We start from the raw sequence: 12,784 nt of genomic DNA, 5'->3' as shown, positions 1-12,784 counted from the left end.
GCCCCCGACTGAATTTTGCGCCTTCGGAAGCGAGCCGGTCGACTCACATCAAAGACGTCCCTCCAAGTTGATCCTGGCCACCATCGGCTCAAGATGCTGATCTGGCGAGTTGCGCCACGGCTTCGCTCGCCGACATGTCGATCACCGTGATTCCGCTCGCCGCAAGGAAACGGGCTTCGTTTTTGGTCAGCGTTTGCCCGTCCATTATCGCGTAACGGGGGCCTTCTGAGCGCTTCATGATCTGCCTGGCGTAAGTGCGCAGCATCTGATCATTGAAGCGGCAGCCGACGAAGAAAAACCCCCGGTCGACGCGTCGTTCCTTGACCACGTCAGGAATAGGCGTTTGGATATCGATTTCAGTCAGGGCTTCGACATAGTCGGAATCGGCGATGAGGAAATTTGCGGCCGGCCTAATACTGCCATGTGGCGCATAGAGAACCGTCTTCGTCGCTGCTCCAGCCTGGAGTTCCCTTCCCGACAAGTCGTAAGTTCTGGTCCAAATGTCGCCAACTTCGTTCGCCCGCGTAACGCCTTGTATCTCGACGACGTCGGTTCGGCCGGCCTCTGCCAGCGCCGCGCGCATGGCGCCTTCGTACCAGCTGTCGATGATGAGGGAGAGCGGGAGTTTTGCGAGCCAGGCGTGGAGGATGCTCGGCGCCGCCGGCCCCGCAAATATATCAGTCATCCAAGCTTGAAGTGTGCGGCGATGCCGGCGCTGTTCAATGAACTGCGCGACCGACCACATATTGGTGCGGATCTTCGAGGGGGCTGGCGCCCGCGTGTTGAGTGCCTCGGCAACGGCTTCGGGGGTACACGGCACAGGCGGCTCAGCAGAGCTGAGCCGGAGGAGACCCGGACCGAGATACGGGATCACCTCATCGGAGACTAACGCTCGTCTGGCCAGCTCAAGCAGCTTTCGGGCAAAACTGTCCCGGACGACGACTAGGTGGCCCGAGGTCGGGATCGTGTTCATGCTCGTTTCCTCTTGACGCCTCTCATTGACGGGCGGCATCAGTCCCCGTCGGAAAGCTTCCTTGCCTCGACGGTGATCGGCAGACGCGTATGCGGCGGAAGATCGGGAAGGAGGAGCCGCCAACCGTTCCTGAGCGTTACGACCCCGCCCCACAGGTCCTGGTTCTCGAACTTGATAATCGGCTCCTCGAGATCCTTTTTCGGGACATACGCCGACAACCCGGCCTCGGTCCTGCGGATCATTACTTTCATGCGGCCGTTCCTTTATTGGCGTTTTCTTCGGCACTGCAGGGAGCGTCGGCTTTGTCGAGGCTCGTCAATTCACGCGCTCGCATGCCGACGACCGTCCCACGGTCGATCCATTCGACCGCGTAGATGAAGAACTGCTGTAGAAACGTGCCAATGTCGCGCACATAACCCTCTTCGCCCTTGCGCACGAGATTTTCGCCGATCTCCCTGCCAGGATAGGTGCCGTCATTCTTAATGTGGCGAGTGGCACGGACCCGCTCTCCCGGCTGAAATTGGGGAGGTCTGCGGATTTCCACCTCCTGTTCGCGTGCGAGCCGCATGGCGGTTCCTTGGTTCTCTGAGGCTAGTGTCATTGATGAGGCGCGCAGGCATTCCCCGGGGCAGCCAGTTGTGTGGGTACCGAGTGGACTCAGGCAGGAACGCAGGTCTTCGGCACAGGACACACCGAAGCACATTGCTGCGTGTCGAAAGCTCCCTCGCATTCGGTGCACTTCTGCAGCTCGACCACGTAGCTCTCGCCTTTGAACTTGATCGCACCCGACGGGCATTCGAATTCGCAGGCGCCGCATTGTGTGCATTGGGATGCGATGATCTTGAAAGCCATTTTGATTCCTGATTCGAGTAAATGAGATAGGTTCAGGCCGTCGCGGCGAGTGCCTGGACGCCGGACTCGGCGGCGTAAATCGAGCTGATTGCCGTTTCGATGTAGTCATGGCCGTAAGCGTCGGTTGCTCGGATACCGGCGGCCGCGAGCTGATCCTTGGGGCAATCTCCAATTTTGACGCAAAGCACTACGTCTACGCCTTCAAGCGCAGCGATGACCCCGTCGAGAGTGGCCTTCTCGCCCCAACCCCCGAGGCAATACTGCTCAACCTTGCGGTGCCCGATAAAGTTGATCCCTATCGGCGACGCTTCATACACCTGGAATTCCTTGGCATGGCCGAAGTGTTCGTTGACGCGGCCGCCGCCCTTAGTCGCCACCGCAACGAGGAGGGACTTGCCGGAGCTCGTTGTCTTGACCATTCCGATCGCTTCGCTCCTGGCTGCCAGGCGATCACGGCGCTCGTCCGTGACCAGCTCCCGATAGGCTTCGCGCTTGCCGGCATCGTAGGTGAGCTCGCCGGGAATCTGGTCGAGTGAGAATTCCTGGCCACGATCCTCGCCCAGCAGGCCGACGGCATCTGCCCGGCACTGCCGGCAGTGGCGCATCAACTTGGCGCCGCCTTCAAGACGATCCTGAAGAACCTTCATCTCCATTGCATTTGGGCCGCGCTGACCGGTCAGTCCGTAGTGCGTTCCGTGCGCAGGGTCCGAAATCAGGGGCATGACGTTGTGCAGGAACGCGCCGCGCTGCTTGACCCACTCATTCACCTCAACCAGGTGCTGGTCGTTCACGCCAGGGATCATCACCGAATTGATTTTAGTGAGGATGCCGCGCGCGCTCAGCATCTCCAAGCCAAGCATTTGCCTCTCGTGCAGAATCCTGGCGGCTTCGGTGCCGACGTAGCGGCGATGGTCGTAAAAGATCCAGGGATAGATCTTTGCGCCGACTTCCGGATCGACCATGTTGATCGTGATCGTCACGTGATCGACATTCATGTCGGCAAGCTCGTCGACGTGGTCCGGCAGCGCGAGCCCGTTCGTAGAGACGCAGAGCTTGACGTCGGGGATTTCCCTGACGACGCGTTCGAACGTTGCCTTCGTCTTCTCCCAGTCGTAGCAGGCGTCGCCCGGTCCGGCGATGCCAAGCACGGAAAGCTGCGGCACTTCGTTGGCGACCGCGATAACCTTGCGTACCGCCTGATCGGGCGTCAGCTTTTCCGAGACAACCCCGGGCCGGCTTTCGTTGGCGCAGTCATATTTGCGATTGCAGTAGTTGCACTGGACATTGCAGGCCGGCGCGACGGCGACGTGCATGCGCGCGAAATAGTGGTGCGCCTCTTCTGAAAAGCACGGGTGATCCTTGATCTTGTCCCAAATGGCCGGATCCACATCGTCCGGCCTTGTCGACGACCCGCAGGAGGAAGATGCGCAGCCACCCGACTTCGCGCTCACCAGCAACTGGTCGGAGAACCTCGCGCCGGTCAGGCTCTCAACTGAAATCACCGGTGCGGCCATTGAAGGGCTCCGTTACAGGTTAACGTCGCGGTTCGAAGCGCAAGAGCAATGCCAACTGAAAAGGTGGCGCTAGTTCACGAATTGGCTTTGCGCGTCGGATATCATGGAGTTGCTCCGACATAGCTTTGTCGGACTCCTAACAGAACTATGTTAGGAGGTGAGGAAGACGACCCGGCCGGACATCAGTTCAAGATAGAAATCCCGCGTCGACCGCTCGGCCGTGATCGCCCTCGGCACAACTCCCGACCGGTCTTCCGACGAGGATGTCGCTCTCGGCGACGGCGAGCTCGTCCGCGGTGAAGTTGCCACTGCTCACTTGGTCTGCATGGTTCCGATTCAGGAGAGTGGGGTGACTCCTTTCTGCGATCGGCAAGACGTCGGCAAGGGCGGGTGATGAAGGGGTGTGACAGCATCACACACTCGCGCAGCTTTGGCCCGGGCTCCGATACATGGGCGTAGCTGGCGCAGTGTTCTCGTTCTCCACGTCATGAGAACGCTAGAATTTCTTCACCTCGATCCCGTGTCGGCGCAAAGCGTATCCGACCTGTCGTGGCGTGACGCCGAGGACACGGGCGGCCTTGGCCTGAACCCAGCCGACCTTCTCCATCGCGCCGATCAGCCGATCGCGTTCCGTCAGGCGCGGGCCTATTGCAGGGAGAGCGGGATCGTTTGCAGGGTCGGCAGTATGGGGTCGCACGTTATCCTGCGGGGCGCCGAAGCGCCCGGCCGGCATCGGCAATCCGGCGGGCATTATATTGCTTCGAAAGCGCTGGTTGCCGGTATTGCCGCTGAGCGAATGATCAGCTTTTTTCCAGAGGAGCCAAGATAGGCATTGGTTATTGTTGCAGGCAAAATCTGATGGAGCGATTGTCCTTGAGCGCGCTAGCGTGGCCGTCCTTTGCACGCAGTTCTCCAATTCGCGGACGTTACCAGGGAAGTAGCATTGCGAGATAAACTCGAGCGCCGACGGCGCGAAGGCGAGTTCGAGATGGTTGTCCTTGTTGAATCGTTCGAGGAAGGCGTTCGCAAGGCGAGGAATATCCCCCGGTCGCTCTCTGAGCGGAGGCAGGATGATTGGCACCACATTGATGCGATAATAAAGGTCGGCCCTGAAATCCCCGTTTACGACAGCCGACTCGAGATCCCTGTTGGTGGCGCATATAAGTCGCACGTCCACCTGCAGCGTCTTGGTACCGCCAACACGCTCCAGTTCGCCTTCCTGCAAGACGCGTAACAGCTTGGCTTGGAAGGCAGGCGAAATCTCGCCGATTTCGTCGAGTAGCAGCGTTCCCCCGTTTGCCAATTCAAAACGGCCGGCGCGCTGGGAAATTGCCCCTGTGAAGGCGCCTTTTTCATGTCCGAACAGCTCCGACTCCAGAACGCTTTCCGACAGTGCGGCGCAGTTCAACTTGACGAAAGACTTCCTCCGCCGGCGCGAGAGCCTATGTATGGCTTGCGCGAAAAACTCCTTGCCGGTGCCGCTCTCGCCCCTCAGAAGCACGGTGGAATTCGTCCTTGCTACAATGGAGACGGTTTCGAGCACCTGCTTGAGTGCGGGGCTCTCCCCGATGATCCCATCCATCTTGGCGGGTGCATGCGGGACGGGGTCGGTCCGGTCCTCATCGGACGAATTCTCCGCTGTCCAGCTCTCATCGACGCGCCGCTCACGATCCCTAGTCAAGCCGCGATGGAGGCGAATAGTGCGGCCGACGAGGTTGGCCACCATCGTCAGGAAGCAGATGTCCTCATCGTAGCGGGACCCGTTTGCGCTGTCTCTTACGATCGACAACGTCCCAAGGATCCTGTCCTCAGCCTTCACCGGGACGCCGATAAAGGCCATTGGGAGGGAACTGACACCAGGACGTGCTTGAAGCTCGGCCTGAAACAACTCGGACGTGCTGAGGTCCGCGATGACGAGCCGCGTGCCCGTAGCGACGATTTGATCTATTGCTGCCTTTGGTATGATGGGGTGAGTGCCTGATGGGCCGCTGCCGGCACTCGCGGCGATCTCCGGCTCACCTTCAGAGTCCAGGACAAAGATTGCTCCATGACGCATTTGCACAAACGACGGGAGAGTGTTCGCGACATTGGCCAGCGTAACCTCCAGCCGGGCGGGAGCCGTCAACGCCTTCGACACCTCGTAGATTCCCCTGAGCCAGTCATCTGCTTCGAACATCCCATCACTGGCGGGTTTGCGGAAGGTGTCTCGAGGTCCTACTCCGTTGACCCGATCATCCGGCCGTATGTGAGCCATGGAAACACCTCAGCGGTTGTGGTCCAGGGTGCTCCTCCCAAGCGCCATTTCATCAGTTCAGGAAGTTCACTCGCTCCGCAGTTTGGCGAGATGGTGCCGGCAAGATTGCGCTTTGTCGCGAGTTCGGGAGTACACAGGTGCACACCCGCCGAAACGGTGCCAAAGCCGATCATCCGAACTTGAAGAGGACGCCGAAGCCACCACGGGGATAATTCCATTCGATCTCGCCGCTGGCCTCGCACAAAACGCGGCAGGTGCCGCACTCCATGCAGCCATCGGCGGTGATTTCAACTTGACCTTTGTCGTTCAACTCATAGCATTTCGCTGGACAGACGCGTGTCAGCGCGAGCAGATTCGCGCTTGGTTGCTTGTGCGGTCGCACCTTTATATGCGGACGGCCGGAGTCCACCAGATAGCGGTTCTGGTAAAGCTTGTCTTCGACACGTAATTCTGTTCCTGGGTTCGTCATGTCGTCAGTGCCTCATCGCCACGCCAATGCCAGGCGGATCGCGTCGCTGACCAGCCCCAACCGCGAGCGCGCCTTGATGAAGGCTGCCGTGGTCGCCTTTTCCTTTTCGATCTTTGGCGTGCCGTCGACACGCATGAAGTTTTGCGCGGCTTGCGACATCAACCGCGGGTAGGTCGTGAAGAAATTGCAGGCGTTAGTGTGGAGTAAAGCTGGCATGTCTTTGTATTTCCGCAGGTCTTTGACGACGAATGATTTATCCAGCATCGTCTGGTAAAGGGCGAGGTTCCGTTTGGTCATTGGATCGTTGCGTCTCTTCACCTGGATGATAGCCTCAGCCGCAATGCGACCCGAGGTCATGGCGAGGTTCGAACCCTCGCGGTGAACGGCGTTGTTTAATTGCGCGGCATCGCCGACAACGACCCAACCGTCGCCAAAGAGCTGCGGAATAGCCTTGTAGCCACCTTCGGGAATGAGATGCGCCGCGTATTCTTTCACCTCCGAACCGGCGATCAGCGGCCGGATCGAAGGATGGTTTTTTAGCGCGTCGAGAAGGGCGTAAGGGCTCTCCATCTTCGCGGCGAAATCCGAGACGAGGCAGCCGATGCCCAGTGAGATCGATTCCTTGTTGGTGTAGAGGAACCCGAGCCCGGCCATGCCGTGGGATATCGTGCCGACTGCCTCGATCACGCAGCCTTCACTCCCTTTGACCCCGAACCGCTGCTCAATGACCTCTTCGGGCAGGAAATGCATCTCCTTTACTGCGAGCGCCACCGCTTCCGGCTTCAGCCTCTTGCGAAGACCGCCCCGCGTGCCAAGCAGCCCGCAGACACCTTCTGCAAGAACAACTACGTTCGCGTAAATCGCTCCGCCGGCCCGATCCGTGCGGACGCCGATCACCTTGCCCTTGGCGTCACGGACGAGTTCCGTCACCGTCGTCTCGCACAGAACCGTCGCGCCGGCCTCGCGCACCCTGCGCGAAAACCATTTATCGAACTGGGCACGAATGATCGTATAGCGGTTGGGCTTCACCTCGTTGAAGTCGTCCGACCGATAATGAATCCCGGTGTGGGAGGTGTCGTCCATCACCCAGAGCCGCTGTTCAACCAGATGCCGCTCGAGCGGTGCATCATCCCGGAAATCCGGGACGATCTTCTCCAGCATGTTCGCGTACATGATGGCGCCTTGGACGTTCTTGGAGCCCGGATATTCACCTCGCTCCAACTGGAGTACCTTCAAGCCGTCGCTTGCCATGGTGTAAGCAGCTGCGTTCCCGGACATGCCGGCCCCGATGACAATGGCGTCGAACTCTTCGTTGATCATTTCCATCTCCCTTAGCTCGCAAGCTTGTCGCGACTGTGCGGTGATAGCCGCCGGGTGAAGGCCTCGGTCAGCGCGGGCAGGAAACGGACCGCATCGGTGACGATCCCGAGGTGAGCGAAATCGAAAATCGGCGCGTTCGGGTCGGTGTTGATGGCCACGATGAGATCGGCTCCCTCAACTCCAACGCGGTGCTGGATGGCGCCGGAAATACCGGCCGCTATGTAAAGCTTCGGCCGGATTGTCTTGCCTGTTTGGCCGATCTGCCGATCGGCCGACATCCAGCCCTTTTGGACCAGCGGTCGCGAACAGCCGAATTCGGCGCCTATCACTCGCGCGAGACTCTTCACAAGCTGCAGGTTCTCCGCTCCGCCGAGACCAAGCCCTCCCGCAACCACCACATCCGCATAGGCGAGATTGGCAATGCCCGACTGGCTGTCCGGAAGGAATCCTAGCACCTTGGTGACGATATCATCCTCGGCCAGCGACAGTTTGTGCGAGATGACACGCCCGATCGCTCTGTCGGCCCGCTGCGGCATGGGCATGACCCTCGGTCGCACCGTCGCCATCTGCGGCCTGTAATTGAGCGTGTAGATCGTGCATAGCAAGGAACCGCCGAAAGTCGGGCGAGTCGCGGCGAGCGAACCGTCAGCATCCACGTCAAGTCCGGTGCAGTCGGCCGTTAGCCCTGTCAGCAAGGTTGTTGCGACAGAACCGGCGAGATCCCTGCCGAGCGTGGTTGCACCGAGAAGCAGGATCTCGGGTTTGTAAGTAGCAACCAGATCGGTCATCGCCTTGGTGAAAGGCTCATTACGATAGTCGGCGAGCACCGGCGCCTCGACGAAGTAGACGAGGTCGGCGCCATAGGCGAAGGCCTCGGCGACTGCGTTCTGGGTGGCTTCTCCCGGGGGTCCGAGCACAGCGCCCGCGAGCTGGACGCCAAGTTTGTCCGCCAGCTTGCGGCCCTCGCCAAGCAGCTCGAAGGATACGGGGTGGACCTGGCCGCGTTCGAGCTCGATGAAAACCCAGACGTGCCTATAGTCCCTGAAACGCTCAGGAAGCTCTTTCTTCATCCCGGCACGGCCGGGGGGCTGGCGAGGGGTGTCTGAGTTCGTGCTCGACATATGGTCTGCTCCTTGCCGTCACGCGCCCTCGAAGGCGAGTTCCGGTTCCAGCGCCGGCTGGCGGGTGAAGATTGCACCAATCAGTTCGTCGGCGACATCGCGCAGCGTCTTTTCGGCGGTCTCAATTTGCTCCGCCTTTTCCGAACGGGCGCTAGGGGCAAAAACGCGTTTGACGACTGTCGGCGAGCCACGCAAGCCGCATTTGGTGAGATCTTCAATACCGGCCTCGGCCGCACTCCATTTCACAATCTGGCTGCGCGCGGCGCATAGCGCGTCTTCGATCGAGCCCCGGCGCATCTCGTTTGTGCCTTCCAGCATGGTGATGAGGCAAGGCAGCCTGCTCTTCAGCTTCTGGGTGCCGCCCTCGCAACGGCGCTCGACCGTGATCTCGCCTGCAGCAAGATCAATGGAGGCGATTTTCGCGACATAAGTGAGTTGAAGGAGATCGAGACGCTTGGCGATGCCGGGCCCGACTTGGGCGGTGTCCCCGTCTATCGTCTGTTTGCCCGTGAAGACCACGTCCGGTGTGCCGAACGTCTCGCCGATCTTCGCGATTGCCTGGGAAAGAGCAAAGGAGGTGGCCAGTGTGTCAGAACCGGCAAAATAGCGGTCGGTCAAAAGCACCGCGCGATCGGCGCCGTAGCCGAGCGCCTTGCGCAGGGAGTCCTCGGCCATAGGTGGACCCATAGTGAGCACGGTGACCTCCCCGCCATAAGCGTCGCGCAGCCTGAGTGCTTCTTCGAGGGCGAACAAGTCGTAAGGGTTGATGATGGTCGGCACACCCTGGCGCATAATGGTGTTCGTCACCGGATGGACTCGTATCTGTGCTGAGTCCGGCACCTGCTTGATGCTGACGACGATATGCATTGGCGTTCTCTACGCTGTTATCCCGATGCGGGCTGGCGGTGCGAGTTCTTGTTTGCATCATTCGTGCCAAGTGATTTGCGAACGTCTGTTCCTTGTAAATTGCATTGACCTTTTCTGAGGCCCCCCGGTTTCGGTGCCCGAATTGTCGGCTTGTCGACATTGTCGCGTCGCAACTGTGTAGCGCTTATTGGCCGAACCGCTTCAGGACGGAGTCGAATGGAACGAATGTGCGGCCTGGCGTGTGAGGTTTGTTCGGATTGTGGTCTTTGAGCACCTTGAAAACTCGGTGCGTGAGCGGCGAGGAAAGCGCGAACTCCTCGTAGGCGCGTTCCAGCATGGCGCGCATGCGCGCGGCGATCACCTGGTCGGGCAGACCGGAGAAATCTTCCTCGGCAAGGTATTGGCCCACACGCTTGAGGATATGCAGCCGTGAGACATTGAGCACCTTCGGATCAAACGAGACGCCAAGGGCAGCGAAGAACTCCTCCGCGCACGACAGGCCTTTCAGTCGCGTGAGGATGTTGGTGACGTCGATGGGACTGCTGTCAGCGGAACAACTCATTGCGTTCTCCCTTTGTCGGAAACGGTGGTTCTGGTGCGTTGGTCGCACATTCGACATGCAGCCCCGAAAGCCGCGGGCTGATGAACGAATGCGATGAGCCAGCGGCAATCGCCTCGTCGTCATAACTGCCTCCGGTGCCGAGGCCGGACGTGGCGCGCGGTACAACTGGTCGATCTCCATGGAGGCAGCCGGCCCCGCTTGGAAGCGAGCGAGGTGGGCTGACGCAAGGGCCCGCATGGCCCGAGCAGGATGGGCTTGACTGTCTCCGGATTGGCCCTCGACCTGGCGCTCGGCCCCGCCCGAGGTCTCCCGGCCGCAAGGGAGGCAATGTGGTGAGGCCGACTTCGGTATCTGCCTCCTGAAGGACAGCCATCGCGGCGGCCACCTCTTCGCGTGCGGCATTGCCCGCGCGCTCGCCGACTCCAAGGACGACCGAGGCATGGCGCGCGCCGGCGCGGATCGCGGCCACCGTGTTGGCGTTAGCGAGGCCGAGATCGTTATGCGCATGGAATTCGAGGTCGACGGGAGACTTCGCTGCGAGCGGGGTGACAAGCTCGAAGGTCGAAAGGGGATCGAGGGCGCTGACACTATCGACCAGGCTGACGCGGCTTGCGCCGGCGCGCGCCGCCGTTTTAAGTAGGCGGGCGAGGTAGTCCTGGGCTGGTATGCGAGCATCCTCAGAGCCCAGGGCGAGGAAAAAGCCGCTGGCGGCCGCGCGCCCGACCATATGCTCGATGAGCTTTAGCGCTCGTTCCCGGACTAGCCCGAGCTTGGTGGCAAGCTGGATATCCGATGCAGGCAACGACAGATTGAGGGCGCGGACGCCGCTCTCGACCGATGCATGGAGATCCCGTGAGGTCATCCGGCACCATGCCGTGAGCCGCACCGGGACACTCCGTGCGACCACGGCGCAATTGCGTCGATCTCGATCGCAAGCTTTCCGACACCGTCAAGGCAACGCCGGGTGCCTGCTCGCCCTCGTGCAGGGTAATATCCTTGAGAAAGACCCGACTGCTCATGAATGGACGCCGGTTCATCTGCCGCTGAGACCCGGTACGCATTGAAGGCCTTCGGCGCTCCGTATATTCGACCCGGAACTGTGGGCGTCGCGCAGCTTCTCCACAATTGAAGGCAAGACCTCTAGCACTCGGTCCACCTCTTCTTGTTCGTTGTCACGCGCGAAAGAGAAGCGGACCGCCCCATGTGGCATTTTCATCGCCCTCAGCACGTGGCTTGGCTCCGCACAGCCCGATGTGCAGGCGGACCCGGAGGAACAGACGATACCCTCGCGGTCGAGGAGATGCAGGATTCCATGGCCTTCAATACCTTCAAAGGCCATGTTTGCGGTGTTCGGCAAGCGCTCCAGGGGATCGCCGTTGACGAAGGTGTTTGGGACACGCTGGACAAGCCCGTTCTCCAGCCGGTCGCGGAGCCACTTTATCCGCGTGGTCTCATCATCCATGAATTTCAAGGCGAGTTCGGCGGCCATGCCGAGCCCGACTATGCCGGGCGTGTTTTCGGTGCCCGCGCGCCGGTTGCTCTCTTGGTGACCCCCCTTGATCAGGGACTGGAACGGGACGCCGCGCTTGACGAAAAGTGCGCCGGCCCCTTTTGGTCCATGAAATTTATGGCTGGAGAGCGACAGCATGTCGATGGCGGTTGATTTCAGGTCCATCGGGAGCTTGCCGACTGCCTGCACGGCATCAGTGTGGAAAAGGGCGCCGACTTCCTTGGCCAATTCGGCGAGCTTGGCGACGGGGAAGATCGTACCAGTCTCGTTATTGGCCCACATGATCGAGACGATTGCCACGTTCGGGTTGAGGACGGCCCGGTAAGCGTCGACGTTCAGCCGGCCATGGCGGTCCACCGGGATCCTGTGCACCTTAGCGCGGCGCGTCTCCTCAAGATGAGCGCAGAGGGTCAGCACAGCCGGATGTTCGACAGCGGAAGTCACGATCTCTGTTCGGTCAGGCATCACCTCGAGCGCCGAAAGAATGGCCGCATTGTCGCTTTCCGTTCCACCCGAGGTGAAGGTGATCTCATCGTCGAACTCCGCGCCGATCAGCGCCTGCAACTGACGCCGCGCGTTGCTCAACGCGGCGCCGGCAAGGGCGCCAAAACCGTGCGCCGACGAAGGGTTGCCGAATTGATCCGTAAGCAACGGCAACATCGCTTCAACGACCGCGGGATCGACCCGTGTCGTTGCGTTGTTGTCGAGATAGACAACTTTCATGGGCTATGGTCCTCAATGGATCGAATGACGTGAGGCGCAACCCGGTCGCATCGAGCCTTGCGCATGCCGTTGCTGGCGGAGACGATCCAGAAGCGGTGCAGGTGCCCTCCTAGATTGGCGCAGATTGGGCCGCCATCGCACCGACAAGCTCACCTCAGGCGCCCTCTCTCCCTCTTCGGCAATCAACTACAGGACTTGCCGCAGGAGCACTTCCCGCTCGCATTCGGATTGTCGAAGACAAAGCCGGAGGTTTCGAGACCCGTGACGAAGTCGACGGCCATGCCGGCTACATGCGGCTGGGTGCCGGCGTCTACGAACACCTTGATCCCATCCGTCTCGATGATCGCGTCGCCCTCGTGCGGGACGCTCTCCAGGCCCATCGAGTATTTGAAGCCGGAGCAGCCGCCGGCCTCGACCTTGATACGAAAGCCTTCTGCCGGCTCACTAGCGGCGGAAAGAGCGGTTTTAACGGCGGCAACGGCCTTGTCGGTGAGCGTAATCATCGCTCGTTTCTCCTCAGTGCGTGACGGTTTGGGCATCATCGTGCATGGACCGTGCCAATGGGAAAAACCGTTTCCGGACAGTGCGACATCGCCAACGCGGCCACGATTCTGGTTCG

14 protein-coding genes are annotated in these 12,784 nt (G+C 60.4%); all 14 read right to left on the bottom strand.

The annotated features are described in order from the left end of the window. Positions 1-88: 88 nt before the first annotated feature. Entirely contained in the window at positions 89-973 is an 885-nt protein-coding gene (locus AC0L2M_RS18965; protein WP_473535580.1) for an SIR2 family NAD-dependent protein deacylase, read from the bottom strand. A 38-nt stretch (positions 974-1,011) separates the two neighbouring features. After that, the gene (gene nifT, locus AC0L2M_RS18960; RefSeq protein ID WP_040594248.1) at positions 1,012-1,224 is read right to left on the bottom strand and encodes a putative nitrogen fixation protein NifT; all 213 of its coding nucleotides are present in this window, start codon (positions 1,222-1,224) and stop codon (positions 1,012-1,014) included. Continuing rightward, positions 1,221-1,541 (bottom strand): nitrogen fixation protein NifZ, encoded by a 321-nt coding sequence (locus tag AC0L2M_RS18955; protein WP_065011137.1) that lies wholly within the window; start codon positions 1,539-1,541, stop codon positions 1,221-1,223. Before AC0L2M_RS18955 ends, nifT begins: the two co-directional genes overlap by 4 nt. Positions 1,542-1,630: 89 nt before the next feature. After that, a complete protein-coding gene (locus AC0L2M_RS18950; protein ID WP_008878193.1) occupies positions 1,631-1,825 on the bottom strand; it encodes a 4Fe-4S dicluster domain-containing protein in 195 nt (64 codons plus the stop codon). Positions 1,826-1,857: 32 nt separating this feature from the next. Further along, positions 1,858-3,339 (bottom strand): nitrogenase cofactor biosynthesis protein NifB, encoded by a 1,482-nt coding sequence (gene nifB, locus AC0L2M_RS18945; RefSeq protein WP_473535579.1) that lies wholly within the window; start codon positions 3,337-3,339, stop codon positions 1,858-1,860. Between the two features lie 496 nt (positions 3,340-3,835). After that, a complete protein-coding gene (nifA, locus tag AC0L2M_RS18940) occupies positions 3,836-5,593 on the bottom strand; it encodes a nif-specific transcriptional activator NifA (protein WP_473535578.1) in 1,758 nt (585 codons plus the stop codon). 169 nt (positions 5,594-5,762) lie between these two features. Then, entirely contained in the window at positions 5,763-6,062 is a 300-nt protein-coding gene (locus AC0L2M_RS18935; protein ID WP_473457739.1) for a ferredoxin family protein, read from the bottom strand. 12 nt (positions 6,063-6,074) lie between these two features. Next, positions 6,075-7,382, bottom strand: a complete 1,308-nt coding sequence (locus AC0L2M_RS18930) for an FAD-dependent oxidoreductase (protein ID WP_473535577.1) — start codon at positions 7,380-7,382, stop codon at positions 6,075-6,077. Positions 7,383-7,393: 11 nt separating this feature from the next. Continuing rightward, positions 7,394-8,503: an electron transfer flavoprotein subunit alpha/FixB family protein gene (locus tag AC0L2M_RS18925; protein ID WP_473535576.1), complete on the bottom strand. Its 1,110-nt coding sequence runs from the start codon at positions 8,501-8,503 to the stop codon at positions 7,394-7,396. An 18-nt stretch (positions 8,504-8,521) separates the two neighbouring features. Continuing rightward, on the bottom strand, positions 8,522-9,370 hold the full coding sequence (locus AC0L2M_RS18920; protein WP_473535575.1) for an electron transfer flavoprotein subunit beta/FixA family protein: 849 nt from the start codon (positions 9,368-9,370) through the stop codon (positions 8,522-8,524). A 184-nt stretch (positions 9,371-9,554) separates the two neighbouring features. Beyond that, on the bottom strand, positions 9,555-9,932 hold the full coding sequence (nifW, locus tag AC0L2M_RS18915) for a nitrogenase stabilizing/protective protein NifW (RefSeq protein WP_473535574.1): 378 nt from the start codon (positions 9,930-9,932) through the stop codon (positions 9,555-9,557). Further along, positions 9,916-10,818, bottom strand: coding sequence for a beta/alpha barrel domain-containing protein (locus tag AC0L2M_RS18910; RefSeq protein WP_473535573.1), 903 nt, complete (start codon positions 10,816-10,818; stop codon positions 9,916-9,918). The genes nifW and AC0L2M_RS18910 overlap by 17 nt, the downstream gene beginning before the upstream one ends. Before the next feature lie 147 nt (positions 10,819-10,965). After that, on the bottom strand, positions 10,966-12,165 hold the full coding sequence (gene nifS, locus AC0L2M_RS18905) for a cysteine desulfurase NifS (RefSeq protein ID WP_473535572.1): 1,200 nt from the start codon (positions 12,163-12,165) through the stop codon (positions 10,966-10,968). A 182-nt stretch (positions 12,166-12,347) separates the two neighbouring features. After that, entirely contained in the window at positions 12,348-12,668 is a 321-nt protein-coding gene (locus tag AC0L2M_RS18900) for a HesB/IscA family protein (protein ID WP_473535571.1), read from the bottom strand. Positions 12,669-12,784: the final 116 nt, after the last annotated feature.

It is taken from the genome of Mesorhizobium sp. WSM4806 (assembly GCF_055811635.1).
The sequence above is the reverse complement of the archived record's forward strand: the minus strand, read 5'-3'. Positions and strand labels throughout refer to the sequence as shown.

Coding starts and splice junctions, on each gene's coding strand:
- AC0L2M_RS18925 (WP_473535576.1), bottom strand. CDS start 8,503: ATGTCGAGCACGAACTCAGACACCCCTCGCCAGCCCCCCGGCCGTGCC.
- nifB (WP_473535579.1), bottom strand. CDS start 3,339: ATGGCCGCACCGGTGATTTCAGTTGAGAGCCTGACCGGCGCGAGGTTC.
- AC0L2M_RS18930 (WP_473535577.1), bottom strand. CDS start 7,382: ATGATCAACGAAGAGTTCGACGCCATTGTCATCGGGGCCGGCATGTCC.
- nifA (WP_473535578.1), bottom strand. CDS start 5,593: ATGGCTCACATACGGCCGGATGATCGGGTCAACGGAGTAGGACCTCGA.
- AC0L2M_RS18920 (WP_473535575.1), bottom strand. CDS start 9,370: ATGCATATCGTCGTCAGCATCAAGCAGGTGCCGGACTCAGCACAGATA.
- AC0L2M_RS18935 (WP_473457739.1), bottom strand. CDS start 6,062: ATGACGAACCCAGGAACAGAATTACGTGTCGAAGACAAGCTTTACCAG.
- AC0L2M_RS18900 (WP_473535571.1), bottom strand. CDS start 12,668: ATGATTACGCTCACCGACAAGGCCGTTGCCGCCGTTAAAACCGCTCTT.
- AC0L2M_RS18965 (WP_473535580.1), bottom strand. CDS start 973: ATGAACACGATCCCGACCTCGGGCCACCTAGTCGTCGTCCGGGACAGT.
- AC0L2M_RS18950 (WP_008878193.1), bottom strand. CDS start 1,825: ATGGCTTTCAAGATCATCGCATCCCAATGCACACAATGCGGCGCCTGC.
- AC0L2M_RS18955 (WP_065011137.1), bottom strand. CDS start 1,541: ATGCGGCTCGCACGCGAACAGGAGGTGGAAATCCGCAGACCTCCCCAA.
- nifT (WP_040594248.1), bottom strand. CDS start 1,224: ATGAAAGTAATGATCCGCAGGACCGAGGCCGGGTTGTCGGCGTATGTC.
- nifS (WP_473535572.1), bottom strand. CDS start 12,165: ATGAAAGTTGTCTATCTCGACAACAACGCAACGACACGGGTCGATCCC.
- nifW (WP_473535574.1), bottom strand. CDS start 9,932: ATGAGTTGTTCCGCTGACAGCAGTCCCATCGACGTCACCAACATCCTC.